This window comes from Ruegeria sp. H7 (genome assembly GCF_056532945.1).
This window is the reverse complement of record NZ_JBQFNZ010000002.1, coordinates 628,077-650,303: the sequence shown is the minus strand read 5'-3', so window position 1 is coordinate 650,303 and position 22,227 is coordinate 628,077. Positions and strand designations below refer to the sequence as shown.

24 protein-coding genes are annotated in these 22,227 nt (G+C 59.6%); 19 read left to right on the top strand and 5 right to left on the bottom strand.

The genetic code is table 11. The annotated features are described in order from the left end of the window. Positions 1-3 precede the first annotated feature (3 nt). The 13 genes from ACR0AC_RS08275 to ACR0AC_RS08215 all read left to right on the top strand — a co-directional run bounded on the left by ACR0AC_RS08275 (position 4) and on the right by ACR0AC_RS08215 (position 11,820). On the top strand, positions 4-735 hold the full coding sequence (locus tag ACR0AC_RS08275; protein ID WP_170450798.1) for an isoprenyl transferase: 732 nt from the start codon (positions 4-6) through the stop codon (positions 733-735). Next, positions 732-1,514 carry a phosphatidate cytidylyltransferase gene (locus ACR0AC_RS08270; protein WP_170453037.1) on the top strand — a complete coding sequence of 261 codons (783 nt, stop codon included), beginning with the start codon at positions 732-734 and terminating at the stop codon, positions 1,512-1,514. The genes ACR0AC_RS08275 and ACR0AC_RS08270 overlap by 4 nt, the downstream gene beginning before the upstream one ends. Beyond that, on the top strand, positions 1,514-2,686 hold the full coding sequence (dxr, locus tag ACR0AC_RS08265) for a 1-deoxy-D-xylulose-5-phosphate reductoisomerase (protein ID WP_170450795.1): 1,173 nt from the start codon (positions 1,514-1,516) through the stop codon (positions 2,684-2,686). The genes ACR0AC_RS08270 and dxr overlap by 1 nt, the downstream gene beginning before the upstream one ends. Positions 2,687-2,690: 4 nt before the next feature. Beyond that, positions 2,691-4,043 carry an RIP metalloprotease RseP gene (gene rseP, locus ACR0AC_RS08260; protein ID WP_170621781.1) on the top strand — a complete coding sequence of 451 codons (1,353 nt, stop codon included), beginning with the start codon at positions 2,691-2,693 and terminating at the stop codon, positions 4,041-4,043. 79 nt (positions 4,044-4,122) lie between these two features. Further along, entirely contained in the window at positions 4,123-4,251 is a 129-nt protein-coding gene (locus ACR0AC_RS08255; RefSeq protein ID WP_480708172.1) for a hypothetical protein, read from the top strand. A 127-nt stretch (positions 4,252-4,378) separates the two neighbouring features. Beyond that, the gene (gene bamA, locus ACR0AC_RS08250; RefSeq protein ID WP_170450791.1) at positions 4,379-6,739 is read left to right on the top strand and encodes an outer membrane protein assembly factor BamA; all 2,361 of its coding nucleotides are present in this window, start codon (positions 4,379-4,381) and stop codon (positions 6,737-6,739) included. Between the two features lie 6 nt (positions 6,740-6,745). Then, positions 6,746-7,330, top strand: a complete 585-nt coding sequence (locus tag ACR0AC_RS08245) for an OmpH/Skp family outer membrane protein (protein ID WP_480872759.1) — start codon at positions 6,746-6,748, stop codon at positions 7,328-7,330. A gap of 72 nt (positions 7,331-7,402) precedes the next feature. Then, positions 7,403-7,876: a 3-hydroxyacyl-ACP dehydratase FabZ gene (fabZ, locus tag ACR0AC_RS08240; RefSeq protein ID WP_170450786.1), complete on the top strand. Its 474-nt coding sequence runs from the start codon at positions 7,403-7,405 to the stop codon at positions 7,874-7,876. Next, a complete protein-coding gene (lpxA, locus tag ACR0AC_RS08235) occupies positions 7,873-8,658 on the top strand; it encodes an acyl-ACP--UDP-N-acetylglucosamine O-acyltransferase (RefSeq protein ID WP_480872758.1) in 786 nt (261 codons plus the stop codon). The genes fabZ and lpxA overlap by 4 nt, the downstream gene beginning before the upstream one ends. Before the next feature lie 4 nt (positions 8,659-8,662). Then, positions 8,663-9,457, top strand: coding sequence for an LpxI family protein (locus ACR0AC_RS08230; protein ID WP_480872757.1), 795 nt, complete (start codon positions 8,663-8,665; stop codon positions 9,455-9,457). Further along, positions 9,457-10,623, top strand: a complete 1,167-nt coding sequence (lpxB, locus tag ACR0AC_RS08225) for a lipid-A-disaccharide synthase (RefSeq protein WP_480872756.1) — start codon at positions 9,457-9,459, stop codon at positions 10,621-10,623. Before ACR0AC_RS08230 ends, lpxB begins: the two co-directional genes overlap by 1 nt. Further along, positions 10,616-11,191 carry a hypothetical protein gene (locus tag ACR0AC_RS08220; RefSeq protein WP_480872754.1) on the top strand — a complete coding sequence of 192 codons (576 nt, stop codon included), beginning with the start codon at positions 10,616-10,618 and terminating at the stop codon, positions 11,189-11,191. The genes lpxB and ACR0AC_RS08220 overlap by 8 nt, the downstream gene beginning before the upstream one ends. An 83-nt stretch (positions 11,192-11,274) precedes the next feature. Beyond that, positions 11,275-11,820 carry a carboxymuconolactone decarboxylase family protein gene (locus ACR0AC_RS08215; protein WP_480872752.1) on the top strand — a complete coding sequence of 182 codons (546 nt, stop codon included), beginning with the start codon at positions 11,275-11,277 and terminating at the stop codon, positions 11,818-11,820. Here ACR0AC_RS08215 and mnmA read toward each other — a convergent pair. Beyond that, positions 11,817-12,962, bottom strand: coding sequence for a tRNA 2-thiouridine(34) synthase MnmA (mnmA, locus tag ACR0AC_RS08210; RefSeq protein ID WP_480872750.1), 1,146 nt, complete (start codon positions 12,960-12,962; stop codon positions 11,817-11,819). The genes ACR0AC_RS08215 and mnmA overlap by 4 nt on opposite strands. 129 nt (positions 12,963-13,091) lie before the next feature. Between mnmA and sciP the strand changes: the two genes are divergently transcribed. The 5 genes from sciP (at position 13,092) to ACR0AC_RS08185 (ending at position 18,883) form a co-directional block, all read left to right on the top strand. After that, a complete protein-coding gene (sciP, locus tag ACR0AC_RS08205; RefSeq protein WP_170450771.1) occupies positions 13,092-13,385 on the top strand; it encodes a CtrA inhibitor SciP in 294 nt (97 codons plus the stop codon). Between the two features lie 84 nt (positions 13,386-13,469). Beyond that, entirely contained in the window at positions 13,470-14,186 is a 717-nt protein-coding gene (gene ctrA / locus ACR0AC_RS08200; protein ID WP_170450769.1) for a response regulator transcription factor CtrA, read from the top strand. Positions 14,187-14,309: 123 nt separating this feature from the next. After that, complete coding sequence (ligA, locus tag ACR0AC_RS08195) at positions 14,310-16,562, top strand: NAD-dependent DNA ligase LigA (RefSeq protein ID WP_480872748.1); 2,253 nt, start codon at positions 14,310-14,312, stop codon at positions 16,560-16,562. Further along, the gene (recG, locus tag ACR0AC_RS08190; protein ID WP_480872746.1) at positions 16,559-18,649 is read left to right on the top strand and encodes an ATP-dependent DNA helicase RecG; all 2,091 of its coding nucleotides are present in this window, start codon (positions 16,559-16,561) and stop codon (positions 18,647-18,649) included. The genes ligA and recG overlap by 4 nt, the downstream gene beginning before the upstream one ends. Positions 18,650-18,760: 111 nt before the next feature. After that, entirely contained in the window at positions 18,761-18,883 is a 123-nt protein-coding gene (locus tag ACR0AC_RS08185) for a hypothetical protein (RefSeq protein ID WP_480581227.1), read from the top strand. A 187-nt stretch (positions 18,884-19,070) separates the two neighbouring features. On the opposite strand, the gene ACR0AC_RS08180 is transcribed toward ACR0AC_RS08185, so the two are convergent. Then, positions 19,071-19,709 carry a MarC family protein gene (locus ACR0AC_RS08180; protein WP_170450764.1) on the bottom strand — a complete coding sequence of 213 codons (639 nt, stop codon included), beginning with the start codon at positions 19,707-19,709 and terminating at the stop codon, positions 19,071-19,073. Positions 19,710-19,768: 59 nt separating this feature from the next. Next, positions 19,769-20,221, bottom strand: a complete 453-nt coding sequence (locus ACR0AC_RS08175; RefSeq protein WP_170450762.1) for an iron-sulfur cluster assembly scaffold protein — start codon at positions 20,219-20,221, stop codon at positions 19,769-19,771. A 48-nt stretch (positions 20,222-20,269) separates the two neighbouring features. Between ACR0AC_RS08175 and hisI the strand changes: the two genes are divergently transcribed. Continuing rightward, positions 20,270-20,659: a phosphoribosyl-AMP cyclohydrolase gene (gene hisI / locus ACR0AC_RS08170; protein ID WP_170450760.1), complete on the top strand. Its 390-nt coding sequence runs from the start codon at positions 20,270-20,272 to the stop codon at positions 20,657-20,659. 54 nt (positions 20,660-20,713) lie between these two features. Here the strand turns inward: hisI and gluQRS are convergent, their stop codons facing one another. Both gluQRS and ACR0AC_RS08160 read right to left on the bottom strand, forming a co-directional pair. After that, positions 20,714-21,595 (bottom strand): tRNA glutamyl-Q(34) synthetase GluQRS, encoded by an 882-nt coding sequence (gluQRS, locus tag ACR0AC_RS08165; protein ID WP_170450758.1) that lies wholly within the window; start codon positions 21,593-21,595, stop codon positions 20,714-20,716. Further along, positions 21,592-22,206, bottom strand: coding sequence for a methyltransferase domain-containing protein (locus ACR0AC_RS08160; RefSeq protein WP_170450756.1), 615 nt, complete (start codon positions 22,204-22,206; stop codon positions 21,592-21,594). Before ACR0AC_RS08160 ends, gluQRS begins: the two co-directional genes overlap by 4 nt. Between the last annotated feature and the right edge of the window lie 21 nt (positions 22,207-22,227).

Here is a 22,227-nt window from a genome sequence, read left to right as displayed (position 1 = left end):
CTCATGCCCAAAGATCCCCACACCGAGCCCTGTGCTGGTCCGCGCCATGTGGCCATTATCATGGATGGCAATGGCCGTTGGGCGCAGGCGCGCGGTCGGCCCCGGCTGTTTGGGCACCATGCAGGCGCACGGCGCGTGCGCGAAGTGGTTGAGGCCTGCCCGGGACTGGGGATCAAATACCTGACAATCTTTGCCTTTTCGACCGAGAATTGGAAGCGGACACAGGTCGAGGTCGCCGGGCTGATGAGCCTGTTTCGCCGGTATATCCTGAAAGAAACCAAGACGCTGGCGGATAACGGCATTCGTGTGCGGTTCATCGGGGATCGGGTGCGCCTGGATTCCAAGTTGACCGATCTGATGGATTCTCTTGAGGAAGAGACCAAGGATAATGACCTTGTCCATCTGACGGTGGCGCTGAACTACGGCGGTCGGGATGAGGTTGCGCGGGCCACCAAACGTCTGGCCAGTGATGTCGCCGAGGGGCGGTTGAAGCCTGAAGATGTGGATGAAGAAACCCTGCCGAAATATCTGGATACCCGGGTTCTTCCCGACCCTGATCTGGTGATCCGCACCAGTGGTGAGGCTCGGATTTCGAACTTTCTGCTCTGGCAGTCGGCCTATTCCGAATATGAGTTCATCGACACCTTGTGGCCCGATTTCACCGCCGCTGAACTGGAACGCCTGTGTCGCAACTACGGCTCGCGCGAGAGACGCTTTGGGGCAGTTCCGGCATGAGCGAAGGCCGATGGTCTGATCTGACGACGCGGGTTCTGTCCGCCATTGTGCTTGTGGCCATCGGCTCGATCGAGGTGTGGCTGGGCGGTCTGTGGTTCGAGGCGTTCATCGCCATCGCCTGCGCCATCATGACATGGGAACTGGTTCGGATGATCGAACCGCAGCGCATGGGTGTGGCGGTTCAACTGGGCATTCTGACGGGCATCGCGGTGGTTCTGAGTTACCATGTGCCGCCGCTTTACAAACTACCGATCTTGCTGGCCCCGGCGCTGGTGGGGGCCGGGCAGGTCAGCCACTCCAGGGGGCTGTACGCCATCTTTGTGATCTGGATTGCCGGGGCAGGGCTGGGATTTATCTCGATCCGCGAGAATATGGGGTTCGGCTGGATGATCTGGCTGATCGCCATTGTGGTCGCCACCGATGTCGCGGGTTATTTCGTGGGCAAGGCCATCGGCGGGCCGAAGTTCTGGCCCAAGGTCAGCCCCAAGAAGACATGGTCTGGTACGGCAGGCGGTTGGGTCGCTGCTGCTATTGTCGGGGTCGCGTTTGCCGCCCATGGCGGGTTTGGCGTTCTGTTCGTAATGGTCTCGGTCTTTGCGTCCATGGCCAGTCAGGCAGGCGATATCGTGGAAAGCGCGGTAAAGCGCAGGTTCGGGGTCAAGGACAGCTCGAACCTGATACCGGGCCATGGCGGGTTTCTGGACCGGTTTGACGGCATGATGGGTGCGGCCCTGTTTGTCTTGCTGGCAGGCCTGCTTTATTCACCCGGGGCAATGTGATGCGCAAAGTATCGATTTTTGGCGCGACCGGTTCTGTCGGTCAGAACACGATTGATCTGATCGCGCGGGATCCGCAGGCCTATGACGTCGTGGCGCTGACAGGTGGTGCGAATATCGAACAGCTTGCTGCTGATGCCCGTCGATTGAAGGCCGATTTGGCCGTCACGGCCTTTGAGGATCGCCTGCCGGACCTGCGCGACGCGTTGCAGGGGTCTGGTGTCGAAGCTGCCGCAGGATCTCAAGCACTGACCGAAGCGGCGGCGCGCCCGGCGGATTGGGTCATGTCTGCGATTGTCGGAGCCGCCGGTCTTGCGCCGGGGATCGAAGCGTTGAAGCAAGGCGCGACACTGGCGCTTGCCAACAAAGAAACGCTGGTTTGTGCCGGGCCTTTGGTGCTGGAAACAGCCAAGACCCACAATGCCCGCCTGCTACCGGTGGACAGCGAGCATTCGGCCGTGTTTCAGGCACTGTTGGGGGAAGAGATTGATGCGGTCGAGCGCATCATCATCACCGCCAGCGGCGGCGCATTCCGGGACTGGCCGCTGGACGATCTGGCCAAGGCGACGGTCGAACAGGCCTCGAGCCACCCGAATTGGGATATGGGTCAGCGGATTACCATCGATAGCGCGTCCATGTTCAACAAGGCACTTGAGGTCATCGAAACGAAAGAGTTCTTTGGCGTCGCCCCGGATCAGATCGAGGTTCTGGTCCATCCCGAATCCATCGTTCATGCGCTGGTCGGGTTTCGCGACGGGGCGGTGATGGCCCATTTGGGCGCGCCGGATATGCGCCACGCCATTGGATTCGCGCTACATTGGCCCAATCGGCAGGACTTGCCCGTTCAGCGGCTGGATCTGCCCGCCATTGGGCAGTTGAACTTCCAGGACCCCGACCTGGCCCGCTATCCGGCGCTGAAACTGGCGCGGGACGTGATGGCGCGCGGGGGCTTGTCGGGGGCTGTGTTCAACGCGGCCAAGGAACGGGCGCTGGATCACTTTATCGCGGGTCGAATCAATTTCCCCAGCATGGCGGATATTGTCGCAATGGTTCTGGACAGATTCGAAGCGGGACATAGTCTTATTGATGCCGCTTTGACTCTTGATAACGTACAGCAAACGGACCAACTGGCACGGCAATGGGCGGATGAAGCCGTAAGCAAACGAGCAGGATAGACATTTGGACCTACTTTCCCTGATCCCGCAATTTGGCAATTTGCTTTGGACCATTGTGGCCTTTGTCATCGCCTTGTCCGCCATTGTCGCGGTGCACGAATATGGCCATTACATCGTCGGGCGCTGGTCAGGCATTCATGCCGAGGTGTTTTCCATCGGGTTCGGCCCGGTGCTGTGGAGCCGCATGGACAAGCGCGGCACCCGCTGGCAGATCGCTTTGCTCCCCTTTGGCGGCTATGTGAAGTTTCTGGGCGATGCCAACGCGGCGTCGGGCAAGGACGAAGAGGCGATGGAAGAGATCGCCGAACAAAGCCCCAAAGAACTGCGTCGCACGATGCACGGCGCGCCGCTCTGGGCGCGGGCGGCCACTGTTGCGGCGGGTCCTGTGTTCAACTTTGCAATGTCGATCATCGTGTTCGGGCTGATCTTCTGGTCTCAGGGCGTTTCGCGCGAGCCTTTGACCGTGGGTGAGTTGCAACCCCTGCCGGGCACCGTTCAGGGTTTGCAGGTCGGTGATGAGATCGTCGCAATCGCAGGCATCCAAACACCGGATTTCGATGAGGAAAGCACCTGGAGCGAGTTCACCGACTCGCTGCCGGTTGAGCCAGTGCTGGACTACACGGTCATTCGCGATGGGCAGACCATCGATGTTGAAGCCCCGTGGCTGTTTCCGCCGCTGATCCGTCAGGTCGCGCCGCGCAGCGCGGCCATGGATATCCAGCTTGAGCAGGGGGATGTCATCACCTCGGTAAATGGTGAACCGATCTTTGCGTTCGAGCAGCTCAAGGAATTTGTCGAAAGCTCGGATGGTCGGGTTCTGTTGCTGAATGTCTGGCGCGACGGGGCCGATCTTGAGTTTGCACTGGCCCCGCGCCGCACGGATGAACCGAAGTCTGATGGCGGTTTTCAGACCCATTGGCGCATCGGTATCGTCGGTGGAATGATGCTGGAACCTGCAACCCAGCCTGCGGGTCTGTTTGACTCGCTAACAGGCGGCGTCAATCAAACGATCCGCATCATCGAAGGATCGCTGTCGGGGATGTGGCATATGATCACCGGCGCGATCAGCACCTGCAACATCTCCGGCCCGATTGGCATCGCCGAGACGTCGGGCGCAATGGCCAGCCAAGGCGCGCAAAGCTTTATCTTCTTCATCGCCGTCCTGTCCACCGCAGTCGGGTTGCTGAATCTGTTCCCGATTCCGGCTCTGGATGGTGGTCATCTGCTGTTCTACGCCTATGAGGCCGTGACCGGAAAACCACCCAGCGACATGGCATTGCGGATTCTGATGACTGTTGGAATCACGGTTATTCTCAGCCTGATGTTGTTCTCGGTGACCAACGACCTGTTTTGCTGATTGTGGCGCAAGCCGCACAGGAAAGCCGCATTCTTGCCGCATTCCGACGGTACGGTTTGCGCGACGTTGAGGGGCGATCATGACCAAAGCACTGCGCAAATCCTATCGGAGTTTTAGCTTCCTGTTCATGCTGAACTGGGATGTGTTGCTGAGTTTTGCCGTCACCGCTCTGGCACTGGCCGCTGGTGCCTATCTGGCGGGATTGTGATTCTGACAGACCGTCTTTTCACGCCCTAAAGGCCATCAAATGCCGGATGCGCTTTTTGGCCTTTTGACAACCCCATCCATTCCCGCTACTCAGCATTAAAGTCTTAAAATTCTGGGTTGAGAAAAAAATGACCGACGGGCGAGGCGCGGGCACATCCTGCGGGGGGCGTAAGTCTACAAACAAGATTTTGTGGCAATCGCTGACGTTTCTTTTCCTTTTTGTTGCCGCCAGCTTACTGGCTTTGCCGAACACGGCGCAGGCGCAAAGTTTCACCATCAACTCGTTCGAGGTGGAAGGAAACCGCCGCATCGAGACGGGAACGATCATCGCCAGAACGGGGATCGAACCGGGGCAAACCGTCACAACCGGACAGTTGAACGACGCGTTCCAGCGTTTGCTTGACAGTGGTGTTTTTGAAACAGTCGAACTGACCCCGCGCGGCACAACCCTGCTGATCGAGGTTCAGGAATATCCGACGATCAACCAGATCAGCATCGAAGGGAATCGTCGCGTCAAAGACGATGTCCTGCTCGAAGTGATTTCGTCCCAACCACGACGCGTTTTCACCCCTCAGGTCGCGGAAACCGACGCAGATCTGATTGCCGAGGTGTACTCGGCCCAAGGTCGGGTCGCCGCAACCGTAATCCCGCGCATCATCCGCCGCAGCGACAATCGCGTAGATCTGGTCTTTGAAGTCGCCGAAGGCACAACGATCGAGGTTGAGCGTGTCAGTTTCGTCGGCAACCGGGCCTATTCGGACCGCCGCCTGCGTCGGGTGCTGGAAACCAAACAGGCGACCTTTCTGCGTACTTTCTTCCGCAGCGACACCTTCATCGGTGACCGGATCGAGTTCGACAAACAGGTTATCCGCGATTTCTACCTGTCGCGCGGCTATATCGACTTCCGCGTGAACAGCGCAAATGTGGAATTCACCCGCGAGCGTGATGCCTTCTTCCTGGTCATGAATGTGACCGAGGGGCAGAAATTCTCGTTCGGCAAGATCACGACTGTCAGCGAAATTCCCGGCGTCGATCCGGCCCCGTATCAGGAAGCGCTGAAGATCAAACCGGGCGTGACCTATTCACCGACGCTGATCGAGAACTCGATTGCCCGGCAGGAGCGTTTGGGGATCCGGCAAGGTGTCGATTTCCTGCGGGTCGAACCTCGGGTGACCCGCAACCCACGCGACCTGACGCTGGATGTCGAATTTGTCCTCAGCAAAGGCCCGCGCATTTTTGTTGAGCGGATTGATATTGAAGGCAACACCACCACGCTTGACCGTGTGATCCGGCGTCAGTTCGACACGGTGGAAGGTGACCCCTTCAACCCGCGTGAGATCCGGCAGGCAGCGGAACGCATCAACGCATTGGGCTTCTTTGCCGTTGCAAATGTCGAGCCGCGCGAAGGATCGTCGCCCAGTCAGGTTATTCTGGATGTGGATGTCGAAGAGCAACCGACCGGATCGCTCAGCCTCGGTGGTAGCTTCTCGGCCTCGGATGGTTTCGGGATCGCGATTGGCCTGAACGAATCCAACTTCCTCGGTCGCGGCCAGAACCTGGGTTTGACCCTGTCGACGGCGCAGGATTCCGAGCAGTACACCATCAACTTTACCGAACCTTATCTGTTGGGACGTCGGCTGCGTTTCGATCTGGGCCTCGGTCTGGCCGGTACGAACTCGGGCTTTGCAAGCTACGACACCGAGCGCGTGTTCTTTAACCCGCAGCTGACCTACGCGATTGGTGAGCTGTCCTCGCTTCGCCTGCGGTACGGCTGGGAACGCAGCGAGATGACGCAGCAGGATGATGAGATCAACGGCGCGGTCATTTCCTCGGAAATCGATCAGGGCAAGCGCACGACCAGTTCAATCGGTGTATCTTATGTCTATGACAGCCGTCTTGGTGGCCTGAATCCGAATGCCGGTGTGCTGTTCGAGGTTGGTGTTGATGCGGCCGGTCTGGGTGGCGACAACGAGTTCTTCAGAACAACCGCGCGCGGTATCGCACAGACCCGCGTCCTAAGCGAAGAAGTGGTGTTGCGCGCGACACTGGAACTGGGTGCCTTGCATTGGACAGGCAACGATTTCAGCCGCACAATTGACCGCTTCCTTCTGGGGCCGAACACATTCCGCGGGTTTGAGCCCGCAGGTCTTGGCCCGCGTGACCTGTCCAACGGTCAGGACGACGCCATCGGCGGCAACTACTACTGGGTTGCCCGGTTCGAGTCGGATTTCCCGCTGGGCCTGCCAGAGGAACTTGGTCTGCGCGGCGGTGTGTTCTATGACGTCGGGAACCTCTACAACATCGACAACGTGAACACGGCGGGGGCGAACATCGTCGGGGCCAACGGGTCGATCCGTCACGTTATCGGCGTCTCGGTCCTGTGGGAAACGCCCTTCGGCCCGCTGCGGTTCAACTTCTCGAAAGCTCTGAAAAAAGAAGAGTTCGACAACGAGCAGAACTTTGACCTGACCGTTCAAGCCCGGTTCTGATCCGCGATGCGGTGGATTTGCAAACGTCTCATTCAGGGCCCTTTGGGGGCCCTGTGTATTTTTCTGGCTCTGTTTGGCGTGACACCAGCGGCGGCGCAGCAATTGGGCGTCACGCAGACCGTTGTGCTGACAGTCTCAAGTGATCGCTTGTTCACCGAATCCGAATTTGGCCAGCGGGTGCTGCGCGAGATCGAGCAGGAAGGCACGCTGCTGTCCGAGGAAAACGAACGGATCGTTGCCGAGCTAAGCACCGAAGAAAAGAACCTGACCGAGAAACGTGCTGAATTGGCGCCCGAAGACTTCCGTCCTCTGGCCGAGGCATTTGATCGCAAAGTGCAATCGCATCGCGAGGGTCAGCGCGCCAAACTGGATGCTCTGGGCCGCATCAGCGAAGAAAGCCGCCAAAGGTTCTACGAATTGGCGCGCCCGGTTCTGATCGATCTTATGCGTGAAAACGGGGCGTCCATCATCCTCGAACGCTCCAGCGTGCTGCTGAGTTCGGACACTTCGGACATTACCAGCGCCGCGATTGAGCGTATCGATGCTGCAATCGGTGATGGAACCGGCTTGCAGGACGGGACAGGCGAATAGGTTTGCTTGCCCTTGCGGGCCTGTATTGCTAACCACGCTGAAACTGAGAATGCAAAACGGGACATTTGAATTATGACCACGGAAACCAAAAGCGCTGACATTCAGCTGATCCAGCGGATTTTGCCGCACCGCTATCCGTTTCTGCTGGTCGATAAGGTGGTCGATATCACCGATTACCACTCGGCCCGTGGCATCAAGAATGTCACCATGAACGAGCCGCATTTCCAGGGCCACTTCCCCGGAACCCCGATCATGCCCGGCGTGACCATTGTCGAGGCAATGGCTCAGACCGCCGGCGTTATGCTGGGTGTTGGCATGGATGTGATCGACACCGAACTGCTGATCTATTTCATGAGCATCGACAAGTGCAAATTCCGTCGCAAGGTTGTTCCGGGTGACGTCCTGGAAATGCATGTCGAGACGATCCGTGGCAAGAAGGGCGGCAAACTGTTCAAGTTCAGCGGTCGAGCAACCGTTGAAGGCGAGGTTGCCGCCGAAGCTGAGTTTTCGGCCTATGTTGACTGGGACATGGAAAAGACAACATGAGCGGCATTCACCCCAGTGCAATCATCGAAGAAGGCGCCCAGATCGGGCAGGACTGCGTCGTTGGGCCGTTCTGCTATGTCGGGGCGCAGGTCCGGTTGGGGGATCGGGTCGAGCTGAAGTCTCATGTTGTTGTCACCGGCGAAACTTCGGTTGGCGAGGACACGGTGATCTTCAACTTCTCGGTCGTCGGTGAGATCCCGCAGGACCTGAAGTTCGGCGGTGAGAACACGCGGCTGGAAATCGGTCAGCGCAACCGGATCCGCGAACATGTGACCATCAACACCGGCACCGAAGGCGGCGGCGGTGTGACCCGCATTGGCGATGACTGTTTGCTGATGGCCGGTGTTCACGTGGCCCATGACGTTCAGATCGGCAACCGTGTGATCATGGTGAACCATGCAGGTGCGGCAGGTCATTGCATCATCGAGGATGACGTGATCGTGGGCGGAATCTCGGGCCTGCACCAATGGGTGCGTGTGGGTCGCGGGGCCATTATCGGCGCGCTGACCATGGTGCCCAATGACGTGATTCCATACGGGCTGGTACAGGCACCGCGCGGTGAGTTGGATGGTCTGAACCTGGTGGGCCTCAAGCGGCGCGGCGTGTCGCGCGCTGATATCTCGGCTTTGCGGGCGGCGTTCCGCGAATTGTCGGGCGGCGAGGGCACCTTTCAGGAGCGTGCCCGCCGCGCGGGTGAAGATACCGAAAGCGAATATGTGCGCCGTATCGTCGATTTCGTCACAGGTGACACGGACCGGTCGTTCCTGACCCCAAGGAAGTAACCCCATGCTGGCATTGATTGCGGGAACGGGTGTTTTACCGGATGAGGTTGTGTCTGCGCTGGCAGAGCGGCCTTTGATCTGTGCAATGGAGGGGTTCGAGCCCGATAACCTGACACCCGATCTGGTGTTTCCGCTGGAACAATTGGGCAGTTTCATCGCCGACCTCAAATCGCGCGGCGTGACCCAAATTTGCATGGCAGGCGCGGTTCGGCGACCCAAGGTGGATCCCGCGCGCATCGATGCGGCGACGCTGCCTTTGGTGCCAATCCTGCAGCAGGCAATCATGTCTGGCGACGATGGTGCCTTGCGGGCTGTGATCGGCATCTTCGAGGGTGCCGGCCTGTCCGTTCAAGCCGCGCATGACATTGCGCCCGATTTGCTGCCTCCGCTTGGTTGCCTGACCGAGGCGCAACCGTCCGAGGCTGATCTGGCTGACGCTGAGCGCGCCGCAGCTGTCCTGCGCGCAATGGGCAACGCTGATATCGGACAGGCTTGCGCGGTTTCGCAACGGCAGGTGCTGGCCGTCGAAAGCATCTTTGGCACCGCCTGGATGCTGCAATCTCTGACTCAGCGGCCTGATGCCGGCGGCGGTGTGTTGTTCAAAGGCCCCAAACCCGATCAGGATCGTCGGGCCGATTTGCCTGCGATCGGACCCGATACCGTGTCCGGCGCGGTGGCTGCGGGCCTTGCGGGGATCGTCATCGAAAAGGGCGGCGTTCTGGTGCTGCAACGCGAACGCGTGATTGCCGAATGCGACCGTCTGGGGCTGTTCCTTTACGTGCGCGAGCGGGCCTCCTGATGCGTGTTTTTCTGGTCGCCGGGGAACCTTCGGGCGACCGGTTGGGCGGCGCGCTGATGGAGGGACTACGGACCCTTGTCCCCGAAATCGAATTCGATGGGGTAGGCGGGCCCCTGATGCAGGCACAAGGGTTGGAAAGCCGGTTTCCGATGGCGGAGCTGAGCGTCATGGGGCTGGTCGAGGTCCTGCCCAAGTTCTTCCACCTCAAACGCCGGATCGCCGAGACTGCGCAAGCGGTGCTGGACACGCAGCCCGATGTGCTGATCACTATCGACAGCCCCGATTTCTCGTTGCGTGTGGCAAAACTGGTGAAGGCGGCCAGCTACATTCGCAGCGTGCATTACGTGGCCCCCAGCGTCTGGGCCTGGCGCCCGGGGCGGGCGGACAAGATGGCCAAGGTGATCGATCACGTTCTGGCCCTGCTGCCATTCGAGCCGCCCTATATGGAACGCGCGGGGATGGAGTGCGACTTTGTCGGCCATCCGGTCGCCAGCGAACCAATTGCGACCGAGACGGATATCCGCGATTTCCGGGCCGCCTATGATCTGGGCGATGCGCCCATTCTTCTGGCCCTGCCGGGTTCACGCCGGGGCGAGGTGGATCGCCTTGCCCCGGTCTTTGGGAAGGCGCTGGGGCAGTATCTCAAAACCCGACCAGACATGCGCGTCGTGGTGCCCGCCGTGGCCCATATGGTTGATACAGTGGCCGAGCATCTGCGCGACTGGCCCGGATCCCCAGTTGTGATCGACCCAAGAAATGTGCCCTCGGATCAGGCTGTGGCCCAGAAACGAGCGGCCTTCGCGGCGGCTGATCTGTCGCTGGCTGCGTCGGGGACGGTCTCGCTGGAACTGGCGGCGCAGGCGACGCCAATGGTGATTGCTTACAACCTGAACTGGCTTACGACCCTGATCGCCAAACGCATGGTGCAACTGGACACCGTGACTCTGGTCAATCTGGTGTCGGAAACCCGGGCCGTTCCCGAATGTCTGTTGGATGACTGCCAACCGGACAAGATCGCCGCCGCGTTGACGCAGGTGTCGGATGCACCGGATGCCCAGCGGCAGGCCATGGAGATCACGATGGAGCGTCTGGGCCGTGGCGGCGAAGCGCCGGGTCTGCGGGCGGCAAGGTCGGTTTTGCAGCGCATGACGGTCGCAGATGGGTGAATACCTGCTCTTTGCGGTGTCCGCCGGGATCGCGATGGTGTCGACCAATCTCGATAATCTGGCGGTGCTGCTGGGGCTGATGCTGGTCATGGATCACAAGCGGGCCGTGGCAGGGTTCGCCGTGGCGCAGGCGATTGTGCTGTCGCTGGCTTTCGCGGTGGCCATCGGTGTCAGTCAAAGCGGTCTTCCGGGCTGGATCGGGTATCTTGGGCTGATCCCCCTGGCCCTGGGGCTTCGCGGTATCTGGCAGCAGTTTTCGGGGGCCGAGCGACAGGCGGATGAACCCAATGGGGCCGTGACCTCGGTCGTGACCCTGTTTCTGAGCTTGTCGGTGGACAGTTTCGCAGTGATGACCCCGCTGCTGGCGGATTCGGCCCCGGTTTTCCGGCTGACCGCCCTGATCGGAGCGATTTGTGCTGCGGTGCTGTTAGCCTCGGTCGCTGCGTGGGGGGCACCTTATGCGCAAAACCTCGGGCCTCGTGTCGCGCGTCTGGATCGGATCGCGCCGTATATCATGGTCTGCGTCGGCCTCTACATCCTGCTCAATTCGCCGACCGACGTGCTTTGATCCGCCGTCTCGGCGTTGTGATCACCGCGCTGTTGTCGCGGCGATCTGGCCCTGCAATACCCTGCGGCCAAAGGAGATCGCAGTTGACCCGCATTCCCCCATTGACCGACGATCAGATGACTCCGCAGGCCCGCGCGGCCCATACCGAGCTGGGTGCATACGGCCCGTTCGACAACTGGGCGCGGGTGGCGGCCCATTGCCCGCCGGTGTTGGAACACGTGAGCGGTATGCTGACCGCATTGCGCGCGCAGGAAACTCTGCCGCGCCGGGCGCTGGAACTGGCGATGGTGACAGTGTCCAAGCTGAATGCCTGCGACTATTGCGTGTCGCATCACGCGCCATTGCTGACGGTTGCCGGGCTTAGCCCCGAAGGCGCCGCGCGGTTGCCCGATGTTACAGATCACCCTGAACTGGACGCCTGCGACAAGGCGGTCGTGCTCTACGCGCAGACCGTCACAACGCGATCAGGCCGGATGCGCGATGCCGAGGTGTCTGACCTGCGGCAATGGTTCAGCAATGCGCAGATCGTCGAGTTGACCTGGCGCATCGCGCTGTGCGGCGCGTTCAACCGGTTCAACGATGCGCTGCAAATCCAGATCGAGCCCGAGGTCGATCCGGTCTCGGCTTAATACCCGCGCCAGATCCAGCCGCCGCCAAAGATACGGCTGCCCTCATTGGCATAGAACACGCAGGCCTGACCCGGAGAGATGCCTTCCTCGGGTGTCAGCAACTCGACCTCAGCCGTGGTATCCGACAGGGGGCGGATGATCGCCTCACGTGGGGGGCGGGTCGAGCGGACTTTGACAGACAGGTACCATTCACTGCGCGAGGTGAAGGGTTCATCGCCCAGCCAGTTGATCTCACGCACGGGAACGGTGCGGGTGGCCAGCATCTCTTTTGGGCCGACAACAACCTGTTTCTTGTCCACGTCCAGCTTGACGACATAAAGCGGCTCGCTCAGCCCACCGATGCCAAGACCGCGCCGCTGACCGATGGTGTAGTGAATCACCCCGTCATGCTGCGCCAGAACACGGCCATCGGCGTGCACAATCTCACCCGGTTCCGCAGCACCAGGGCGCAGCTTCTCGATCACGCTGGCATAGTTGCCGTTGGGCACGAAACAGATGTCCTGACTGTCGGGCTTGTCCGCCACTGCCAGCCCATAGTGCGCCGCCATTTCGCGCGTTGCGTCTTTGGAGGGCAGGTGGCCCAGCGGGAAGCGCAGGTAATCCAGTTGTTCGGGCGTGGTCGAGAACAGGAAGTAGGACTGGTCGCGGTTTGCATCCTCGGCACTGTGCAATTCCGGGCCGTTCGCGCCCATCTTGCGCTGAATATAGTGACCGGTGGCCATGCAATCAGCTTCCAGATCCTTGGCGGTTTCCAGCAGATCCTTGAATTTCACCCGTTCATTGCAGCGGATACAGGGCACCGGTGTCGCGCCGGCCAGATAGCTGTCGGCGAATTCGTCGATCACCGCGTCCTTGAAGATGTTCTCGTAATCCAGAACGTAATGCGGAAAGCCACGTTCCTCGGCCACGCGGCGCGCGTCGTGGATGTCGATCCCTGCACAGCATGCACCTTTCTTGGCCAGCGCCGCGCCGTGGTCGTACAGCTGCAAGGTCACGCCCACCACGTCATACCCCTGATCGGCCAGATAGGCTGCCACGACGGAGCTGTCGACGCCGCCAGACATGGCAACAACCACCCGCGTTTCCGAGGGAGGTTTGGCAAAGCCAAGCGAATTGAGTTGGGTCTCGGCGGCGAGGGCCATGGCGATTCCAGTCCGGGTTAAGAAAGACCGGCAGAATATAGGAAAATTCTAGACACTCTCAAGGGGCGGTTTCACCCGGCATTAAGTAGGCTGGTGCCAGCTTTGATGCAGCAGGAAAAGGGTTGAAAGATGTATTTGCACAAAGTTGAAGGACCGCGGTCCGTAACCCTGCCGGATGGAACGATTTTGTCCCGCGCCGATCTTCCGCCTTCGGACACGCGGCGCTGGGTGGCCTCGCGCAAGATCGTAGTCGTACGCGGGGTGCTTTATGGGCTGATTACGCTGTCAGAGGCCAAGAAGCGCTATGGCATCAGCGATGAAGAGTTCAACACCTGGGTCGCAGCGGTTGCCGAGCACGGTGTTGAGGCGCTGAAAGTCACCGCCTTAAAAAAATATCGACAACCTAAAGGAGAAAGTGAATAAATGATTCAACGGTAACGTCAGATTAACCATTCTTGGTCAGGTTTAATTTTAATTGGAATATTTGACCCGAATTGGAGCAGTGAAATGAGAATACTTCTTGTCGAGGATGATCCGACCACGTCCAAAAGCATCGAACTGATGCTGACGCATGCAAACCTGAACGTGTATGCGACGGATCTGGGGGAAGAGGGGATCGATCTGGCAAAACTCTACGATTACGACCTTATTTTGCTGGACCTGAACCTGCCGGACATGAATGGGCACGAAGTTTTGCGGCAATTGCGGATCGCGCGGGTAGAAACGCCGATTCTGATCCTGTCGGGCGCCGATGATACCGAGAGCAAAATCAAAGGGTTTGGCTTCGGGGCTGACGATTACCTGACGAAGCCGTTCCACCGTGAAGAACTTGTCGCGCGTATTCATGCGATCATCCGCCGCTCCAAAGGGCATTCACAATCGGTGATCCACACGGGCCGCGTCGCAGTTAATCTGGATGCAAAAACGGTCGAAGTGGATGGCAAAACGGTTCATCTGACCGGCAAGGAATACCAGATGCTGGAGCTGTTGAGCCTGCGCAAGGGGACGACTCTGACCAAAGAGATGTTTCTGAATCATCTCTATGGCGGCATGGATGAGCCCGAACTGAAAATTATCGACGTTTTCATCTGTAAGCTGCGTAAGAAACTCAGCAACGCGACCGGTGGCGACAATTATATCGAAACCGTTTGGGGCCGTGGCTACGTTCTGCGCGACCCGCAAAGCAACACGGTGGACGAGACCCGTATGGCCGTCGGCGCCTGACACAAGAACACCTGTGCCGCCGGTGGTCCAGGGCGGCACCCGCACTCACGGATCAGCACGTCTGGACCTGGCCATGGCCTCGCCCTATCACTGATGTCCAAGAAGACGTGACAGGGCGAGGCCATGAGCAACTCCAATACACCCGCAGACATGACCGAAGACAAAGCCCGCGCCGAGCTGGAGCGTTTGGCCAAAGCGCTTTTGCGGGCCAACCGGTTGTACCACGCCGAAGACGCGCCCGAGATATCAGACGCCGAATACGATTCGCTGAAACGCCGCAATGCCGAGATCGAGGCGCAATTCCCGCACCTGAAACGCGCCGACAGCCCCAGCGAACAGGTTGGCGCAAGGGCGGCAGACGGATTCTCCAAAGTCACCCATGCGATGCGCATGATGTCATTGGGAAATGCCTTTGATGACGAGGACGTAGGCGATTTCGATCGGTCGATCCGAAAATACCTCGGGTTGGCTGCAGGCGCGCCGCTGGCCTTTACGGCGGAACCCAAGATCGACGGTTTGTCCCTGTCCTTGCGTTATGAGGACGGTGAATTGGTTCAGGCCGCAACGCGTGGCGATGGAGAGGTGGGCGAGAATGTCACCGCCAACGCCCGCACGGTTTCGGACATCCCGCAAAGGATCAAAGACGCGCCAACCGTTTTAGAGGTACGCGGCGAGGTCTATATGTCCCACGCGGATTTCGATGCGCTCAACCAGCGCCAGACGGAGAGCGGAGGGAAGACATTCGCCAACCCCAGAAACGCGGCCGCCGGGTCCTTGCGACAACTGGATGCGGAAATCACCCGCGCGCGCCCCTTAAGGTTCTTTGCCTATGCCTGGGGCGAGGTGTCAGAGCCGCTGGCGGACACTCAGATGGGCGCAATTGAACGGCTGAAGGATTTTGGATTTTCAACCAATACCTTGACGCGTCTTTGTGATGCGACAGAAGATATGCTCGCGCATTACCGCGATATTGAAGCGCAGCGTGCAACCCTTGGATATGACATCGATGGGGTCGTCTACAAAGTGAACGACCTGGCGCTGCAAGCACGGTTGGGGTTCCGGTCCACGACGCCTCGCTGGGCCATCGCCCATAAATTCCCCGCCGAACTGGCCTGGACCCGGTTGGAGGCAATCGACATTCAGGTCGGGCGCACCGGTGCCCTCAGCCCCGTGGCGCGCCTGCATCCGGTGACAGTGGGCGGCGTCGTCGTGTCGAACGCCACCTTGCATAATGAGGATTATATTGCGGGTCGGGATGCCAAGGGTGGCACCATCCGAGACGGCAAGGACATTCGGGTCGGCGATTGGGTTCAGGTCTATCGCGCCGGTGACGTGATCCCCAAAGTGGCCGATGTCGATCTGACCAAACGCCCGGCAGACAGTATCGCGTACGCTTTCCCGCAAGAATGCCCCGAATGCGACAGCGCCGCCATCCGCGAAGATGGTGATGCCGTCCGGCGTTGTACAGGTGGGTTGATTTGCCCCGCACAAGCAGTTGAAAAACTAAAGCATTTTGTATCCCGGAAGGCGTTCGATATCGAAGGGCTCGGGGCCAAACAGATTGAGATGTTTCATGGCGATGAGGTTCTGCCGATCAACACTCCGGCAGATATTTTCACGCTGCAGGCGCGCGACGCGGGCAATCTGGCTCGGCTCAAGAACCGGGACGGATGGGGTGAGACGTCGGCCAGGAACCTGTTCGACGCCATTGACGAAAAACGAACCATCGAACTGGGGCGCTTGCTGTTCGCCCTCGGCATTCGCCATGTCGGAGAGGTTGGCGCGCGCGACTTGGCGCTACACTACCTGACCTGGGAGGCTATGGCGCAGGCGATTGATGCGGCCCGCCCGGCCGCACTGGCGCAACGACGCGCCGATCAGGCCGAAGAGGCCGAGCGCATCGCCGCCACCGAAGAAAACCGTCGGGCCCGCGTGAAAGAAGCACGCGACGCTGCAATCGCAACTTCGGATGTACCCGAGGGCGCCGCCACGGCGTGGTCCGATTTAATTGGCATCGACGGCATCGGCGCAACGCTGGGCCTGTCCCTGTCGGATGCCTTTGCCAATTCGGATGAGCGCCGCGCTTTCGATGACCTAATCCGGCATTTGACGATCATATCACCCGACGCCCCTGCATCGGACAGCCCGGTTGCAGGCAAGACGGTCGTCTTCACCGGAACGCTGGAAAAGATGACCCGCGCCGAGGCCAAGGCGAGGGCTGAGGCTTTGGGTGCCAAAGTCTCAGGCTCGGTCAGCAAAAAAACCGATCTGTTGGTGGCCGGGCCCGGGGCAGGATCCAAGGCCAAGAAAGCCGCAGAACTGGGCATCGAAACGCTGGATGAGGATGGCTGGCTGCGGCTGATCGACGGCGCATGAGCGGACGGCCCGAACAACTTTTCCCGCTGTTTGCCGGGTTGGAAACGCTGGAGGGTGTCGGCCCCAAAACCGCACAGGCCATGATGCAAAGCGGGATCGAAAGCCCGCGCGATGTGCTGTTTGGGCTGCCATATGCCGTGGTTGACCGGCGCAGGCGTGACACGATCCAAGGGGCTGATCTGCCGACAACTCTGACGGTTGAGGTGACTGTTGGCCCGCACCGTCCGCCCCGAAACAAAGGCGGGGCCTATCGAATTCATGTCGAGGACAGTCAGGCCGATTTTCAACTCGTGTTCTTTCACGCACGCGGCGACTATCTGAAGAAGGTGCTGCCGCAAGGATCGCGCCGGGTGATCTCGGGCAAGTTGGAGCTGTTCGACGGGATGGCGCAGATGGTGCATCCCGATCACATGCTGCCGGTTGAGCAGGCGCGCGACATTCCCGAATTCGAACCGGTCTATCATTTGACGCAAGGGGTGACGCAGAAAACGGCGTACAAGGCCGCGCGCAGTGCGTTGGCCCGCGCGCCTGAATTGGCCGAATGGATTGATCCGGCACAAGTGGCCCAGCAAAAATGGACAAGCTGGCATGATGCGGTTCACGCCGCCCATCATCCGCAGGGCGCCGATGATGTGGCCGCGTTCTCTCCGGCCCGGGAACGTTTGGCTTATGATGAGCTGTTGGCGCATCAGTTGACCCTGGCTCTGGCGCGTCAGATCGAACGCAAGGCGAGGGGGATCTCCAGCGTTAGCACCGGGGCGTTGCAGTCCAGAGTTCTGCGCAGCCTGCCGTATCGGCCGACCGGGGCGCAAACCCGCGCGATTGAAGAGATCTCGGCCGATATGGCATCTGATCTGCGGATGAACCGGTTGCTGCAGGGCGATGTAGGGGCGGGGAAGACACTGGTCGCGTTCATGGCGCTTCTGATCGCGGTTGAGGCTGGCGGGCAGGGCGTGATGATGGCCCCGACCGAGATTCTGGCCCGTCAGCATCTGGAAGGCCTGCGCCCCTTGGCCGAAGAGGCCGGAGTCGTTCTGGAAATCCTGACCGGACGCGACAAGGGGTCCGAGCGTCGCGCCAAGCTTGAGGCTTTGGCGCGTGGCGATATTCAGATTCTTGTCGGCACCCATGCAGTATTCCAAAGCGACGTGGCATTTAGAAACCTGCGGCTCGCCATCGTTGACGAACAGCACCGGTTCGGGGTGCGTCAACGGATGGAATTGTCTGAAAAAGGGAAGGGCGCCGATGTCTTGGTGATGACCGCGACACCGATCCCGCGCAGTCTGGCGCTGGCGCAATATGGCGACATGGATGTTTCAGTTCTGGACGAAAAGCCGCCCGGGCGAAAGCCGATCAAAACCGCGATTGTCAGCACTGGGCGCATGGATGAGGTCGTCGCCCATCTGCGTCGCGCGATTGATGAGGGGCGACAGTGCTATTGGGTGTGTCCCTTGGTCGACGAATCTGAGGTGTCGGATCTGACCGCAGCCGAAGAACGGTTCAAGCGTCTGCGGGCGGTGTTGGGCGAAGGCATCGTTGGGCTGGTGCATGGTCAGATGCCGCCCGCCGAAAAAGACGCGGCCATGACAGCGTTTCAGAACGGGGACACCACGGTTCTGGTGGCCACGACGGTCATTGAGGTCGGTGTGAACGTACCCAATGCCACGATCATGGTGATTGAACGGGCCGAGATCTTTGGTCTGGCGCAACTACACCAGCTGCGCGGTCGGGTTGGTCGGGGCGACGCGGATTCGACCTGTTTGCTGATGTATCAAGCGCCGCTCAGCGAAGGCGGGCGCAAGCGGCTGGAAGTGCTGCGCGAGACCGAGGACGGCTTTCGCATCTCGGAAACCGATTTGCAGATGCGCGGGGCGGGCGATCTGATCGGCACGGCGCAATCCGGGTTGCCGAAGTTCCGCATTGCCGATCTGGAGCGGCAGGCCGGGTTGATGGCGGTTGCGCAATCCGATGCCCGCGCGTTGCTGAATGCGGACCCGAAACTGACCTCGGACCGGGGCAAGGCCGCGCGTGTTCTGCTATGGCTTATGAAACAGGATCAGGCGATCCGTTTGATTTCAGTGGGTTAGATCATAAATCCCGTAAAGTTCACAAATGTTCTCAAAAAGTTCTTTACCGACTCGGCAAAATATGAGAACAAAAGGTCAACAAAGGATTAAATCCCTGACCGGAGGTGACCCATGCTGACCCAGATCAAGACAGTCTTTACCCGCTCGCAACCGACGATCCTGCAGGATGCGGTGGGTGTGGCTTCCTTGGTCGTTATGCTGATGGTTGCCCTTCACCTTCCGATTGGATTCTAAGCCTTTCTGCCTGCGCTCTCGTGCCGATTAACCCGCGCCTGTCATCCCCAATACGATCAAGGGTGACCTGCCTGTCCCAAACCCCTTGAAGGGGCCATGCCTCGGCCCCGCGCGGTGTCCCGGACCCCACACGAGAAACGCATTGCCTGCCGCCGCCCTTTCCGCCCGGAAGGTGCGGCGGTTTTTTTTATAGCTGACCGGTTTTCATGATTTCCAGCATCGCAGACAGCACCGAATTGACTGCGACCGAGGCCAGAATCATTCCCATCACCCGGCTGATAATCGCGGCACCGGAATGTCCGATCAGGCGAATGATCGGCTCGGCCAGCAACATCAGGACAAAGGCAATCACCAGAACCGACAGCATGACCAGCGCAGTAATGCCCTGATCTGCCGCGCTGTAACGGTTGTTGTCGGTCAGGATCACAATCGCCAGCATCGCGCCCGGTGAGGCAAGGGACGGCACGGCAAGCGGAAAGATGGCCGGGTTATGCGTGTGGGTTTTGTCGTCCTTATCATCCTCGGCGGCGCGTTGTTCCATGTCCTGCTTGCTTTCGCCAAAGATCATGGTCAGCGCGAAAAGGAACAAGATGATCCCGCCGGCCACCTGAAATGAATTCAGGCCGATATCCAGCGCCTCGATCAGCAACTGGCCGAACACCAGGAAGAACAGCAAAACGCCGGCGCTGATCAAGGCGGCCAGAACAGCGGTGCGCCGTCGCGCGGCGGCCTCAAGCCCGGCTGTGACGGCGATAAATACGGGAATCGTCCCGATGGGGTCAATCACGACCCACAATGTCACGAAATGTTCGAGTAAATTGTTCACACCCATCTCTCCGCCAAATGGTGACTGACGTTAGACGGGATTGCCGCAAAACGCTACGATCAGGCGCAGTTGGCCTGTTCAGCTTGCGCAATTGCTTCGGCGGTGGCGTCAAGACACAAAAGGATCGAGGCGTGGCGGTTCTTATAGTCCCGCGCGGGTATCAGCACCTCTAACCCGTCAAACGGCGCGTCGGGGACCGGCCCGTCTTTTTTCAGCATCGCAGCCAGTTGATCCCGAGCGGTTTCGATCTGCGCCCGCGTGGCCCCCAATACCGCGTCTCCGACAACCGAAGCCGATGCCTGACCCAATGCACAGGCTTTCACGTCCTGCCCGAAAGCGGCGACTCGGCCATCCTGCACCTTCACGTCAACGGTCACGGTCGAACCGCACAGCGGAGACCGTTTTTTGACCGTCGCATCGGGGTTATCCAGCCGATCCAGATGCGGAATATCCGCCGCGAGCGCCAGAATGCGTCCGGAATAGAGCTTTATCAGATCGTTCTCGCCGCTCATGGCTTTCCCTCGTTGCGTGTTCCCCATACATAGTGGTCAGCCCCCGGGATGCAAAAGGTTTTTGTCATGTCTGACCCTGTCGTGTTTGACCCATCGACTTTGAAATATAACGAGGCTGGGTTGATCCCCGCCATCGCGCAGGATCACACATCCGGCGAGGTGCTGATGATGGCCTGGATGAATGCGCAGGCGGTGGAACGCACGTTGGAAACAGGGCGCGTCACCTATTGGTCGCGGTCGCGGCAGTCCTTCTGGATCAAGGGTGAGTCTTCGGGACACACTCAGGAACTGGTCGATTTCCGTGTCGATTGTGACAGGGACTGCCTGTTGGTTCTTGTTGATCAGAAAGGTCCCGCTTGTCACACCAACCGGCGCAGCTGTTTCTATACGGCCATTCGGGACGGAGATGAGACCGAGTTGATGAAACCGATGGAGTGAATGGCGCAAGCGCCATGCCTTCGGCGAGAGTATTTTTAAAAAGATGAAGCGCGGTCAGAGGCCGACCATGACGCGGATGTCCTGAGGCGACGCACCTTCGGATCGGTATTTTGAGATCGCGCGCGCGTCGTCGCGTTTTGCCAGCCGTTTTCCATTTTCGTCCCGGACAAGGTCGTGGTGGAGGTATTCAGGCGTCGGCAGGTCCAAAAGGGCTTGCAGCAGCACATGGATGCGGGTGGCTTCGAACAGGTCCTGCCCACGGATAACCCGTGTGATGCCTTGCTCGGCATCGTCCAGCACGACGGACAGATGGTAGGATGTGCCCATTCCCCGGCGCGCGAGGACCACGTCACCGATGGTTTCGGTCAATTCTTTGGGTGTGAAGGTGACAGTACCCGTTTCGCCGTTTGGCCCCTGGCCGAATTCGGCAAATTGACCTGCAGTGGGGTTTTTATCGAAGACGTGGCGCGCGGCTTTGGCCATGTCCAGTCGTAGTGCCTCGGTCCTTGGTCGGGGCGATGTTCCCCGCGTTTGGGGGCGGTTCCGGCAGGTTCCGGGATAGATCAAACCGTCCGGACCAAGCAGCGGCGCGCCCTCTTGCGGGGCGCTGACCGCCGCCCCGATGTCTTTGCGGTTGCAAGTGCAGGGATAAAGAAAGCCGCGTTGCCAGAGGCTGTCCAAAGCCGCGTCATAGATGGATTGCCGCTGCGACTGGCGCAGCGTCGGCTCGGGCCAGTCAAGGCCCAGCCAATGCAGGTCGTCATAGATCTGCTCTTCCCAGTGAGGCCGGGATCGGGATTGGTCGATATCTTCGATCCGCAGCAGAAAGGCACCGCCCTCGGCAGCCGCCATGTCACTGGCCAGCAGCGCCGAATAGGCGTGACCCAGATGAAGGGGACCCGTCGGAGAAGGCGCGAAGCGCGTGGTAAAAATCACGTTTTTTCTAATACATACACGTCAGATTTCATGTCCAGGCCGGGTAAATGCGGGCCATGTTCCCGGAACAGAAGACGCGCAGCCCCCATATCGAGCCAGTCGTTCAATCGTGACGTGTAGCTGTGATCCGCAAGCGTATGATCGTTAAAGGAAAAGGCCAGCTTTCCACCCTTGGGAAGCGCGTGCATAAGCATGTCCAGAGTTTCCGGCGGAGCGGCCCCCGAACCAATCACACCGATAGCCGTGATCGCCGCATAGGCATCTGGGGTCAACGGTGCGGGTTCGGTAATTTCAAAGCTCTTGAGATCCCGGTAAACAGCTTTGTCGCGCGCAACCTTCAGCATGTTTTCGGTTGGGTCCATGCCATCAAGCACTTCGAACCCGGCCTTGCGAAGCGCGACGCCGGACAGGCCGGTGCCACAGCCGTAATCCAGAACTGGCGTCAGGGGTTCCGGCATTTTCGACCAGAGCGCCTGGGCCACGCGGTCGGGGGTGGCATAGCCTTGCTCGGCCACCTCGGCCTCGTAGGTCGCAGCCCATTTCTGATAGTGGGCTTCGGTTTGTTCGGGTGTTTCCAGATCGTAGGTGCTTTTAAAGAATTCGTCGCTCATAACCACATGGTAGGCTGATCA

What these genes read in the sequence shown, in the direction of transcription:
- ACR0AC_RS08220 (WP_480872754.1), top strand. Translation starts at nt 10,616, where the DNA reads ATGGGTGAATACCTGCTCTTTGCGGTGTCCGCCGGGATCGCGATGGTG.
- lpxA (WP_480872758.1), top strand. Translation starts at nt 7,873, where the DNA reads ATGAGCGGCATTCACCCCAGTGCAATCATCGAAGAAGGCGCCCAGATC.
- ACR0AC_RS08275 (WP_170450798.1), top strand. Translation starts at nt 4, where the DNA reads ATGCCCAAAGATCCCCACACCGAGCCCTGTGCTGGTCCGCGCCATGTG.
- bamA (WP_170450791.1), top strand. Translation starts at nt 4,379, where the DNA reads ATGACCGACGGGCGAGGCGCGGGCACATCCTGCGGGGGGCGTAAGTCT.
- hisI (WP_170450760.1), top strand. Translation starts at nt 20,270, where the DNA reads ATGCAAAAGGTTTTTGTCATGTCTGACCCTGTCGTGTTTGACCCATCG.
- ACR0AC_RS08255 (WP_480708172.1), top strand. Translation starts at nt 4,123, where the DNA reads ATGACCAAAGCACTGCGCAAATCCTATCGGAGTTTTAGCTTCCTGTTC.
- ACR0AC_RS08245 (WP_480872759.1), top strand. Translation starts at nt 6,746, where the DNA reads ATGCGGTGGATTTGCAAACGTCTCATTCAGGGCCCTTTGGGGGCCCTG.
- lpxB (WP_480872756.1), top strand. Translation starts at nt 9,457, where the DNA reads ATGCGTGTTTTTCTGGTCGCCGGGGAACCTTCGGGCGACCGGTTGGGC.
- ACR0AC_RS08175 (WP_170450762.1), bottom strand. Translation starts at nt 20,221, where the DNA reads ATGAGCGGCGAGAACGATCTGATAAAGCTCTATTCCGGACGCATTCTG.
- dxr (WP_170450795.1), top strand. Translation starts at nt 1,514, where the DNA reads ATGCGCAAAGTATCGATTTTTGGCGCGACCGGTTCTGTCGGTCAGAAC.
- ACR0AC_RS08270 (WP_170453037.1), top strand. Translation starts at nt 732, where the DNA reads ATGAGCGAAGGCCGATGGTCTGATCTGACGACGCGGGTTCTGTCCGCC.
- ACR0AC_RS08230 (WP_480872757.1), top strand. Translation starts at nt 8,663, where the DNA reads ATGCTGGCATTGATTGCGGGAACGGGTGTTTTACCGGATGAGGTTGTG.
- mnmA (WP_480872750.1), bottom strand. Translation starts at nt 12,962, where the DNA reads ATGGCCCTCGCCGCCGAGACCCAACTCAATTCGCTTGGCTTTGCCAAA.
- ctrA (WP_170450769.1), top strand. Translation starts at nt 13,470, where the DNA reads ATGAGAATACTTCTTGTCGAGGATGATCCGACCACGTCCAAAAGCATC.
- recG (WP_480872746.1), top strand. Translation starts at nt 16,559, where the DNA reads ATGAGCGGACGGCCCGAACAACTTTTCCCGCTGTTTGCCGGGTTGGAA.
- sciP (WP_170450771.1), top strand. Translation starts at nt 13,092, where the DNA reads ATGTATTTGCACAAAGTTGAAGGACCGCGGTCCGTAACCCTGCCGGAT.
- ACR0AC_RS08160 (WP_170450756.1), bottom strand. Translation starts at nt 22,206, where the DNA reads ATGAGCGACGAATTCTTTAAAAGCACCTACGATCTGGAAACACCCGAA.
- fabZ (WP_170450786.1), top strand. Translation starts at nt 7,403, where the DNA reads ATGACCACGGAAACCAAAAGCGCTGACATTCAGCTGATCCAGCGGATT.
- ligA (WP_480872748.1), top strand. Translation starts at nt 14,310, where the DNA reads ATGAGCAACTCCAATACACCCGCAGACATGACCGAAGACAAAGCCCGC.
- ACR0AC_RS08185 (WP_480581227.1), top strand. Translation starts at nt 18,761, where the DNA reads ATGCTGACCCAGATCAAGACAGTCTTTACCCGCTCGCAACCGACGATC.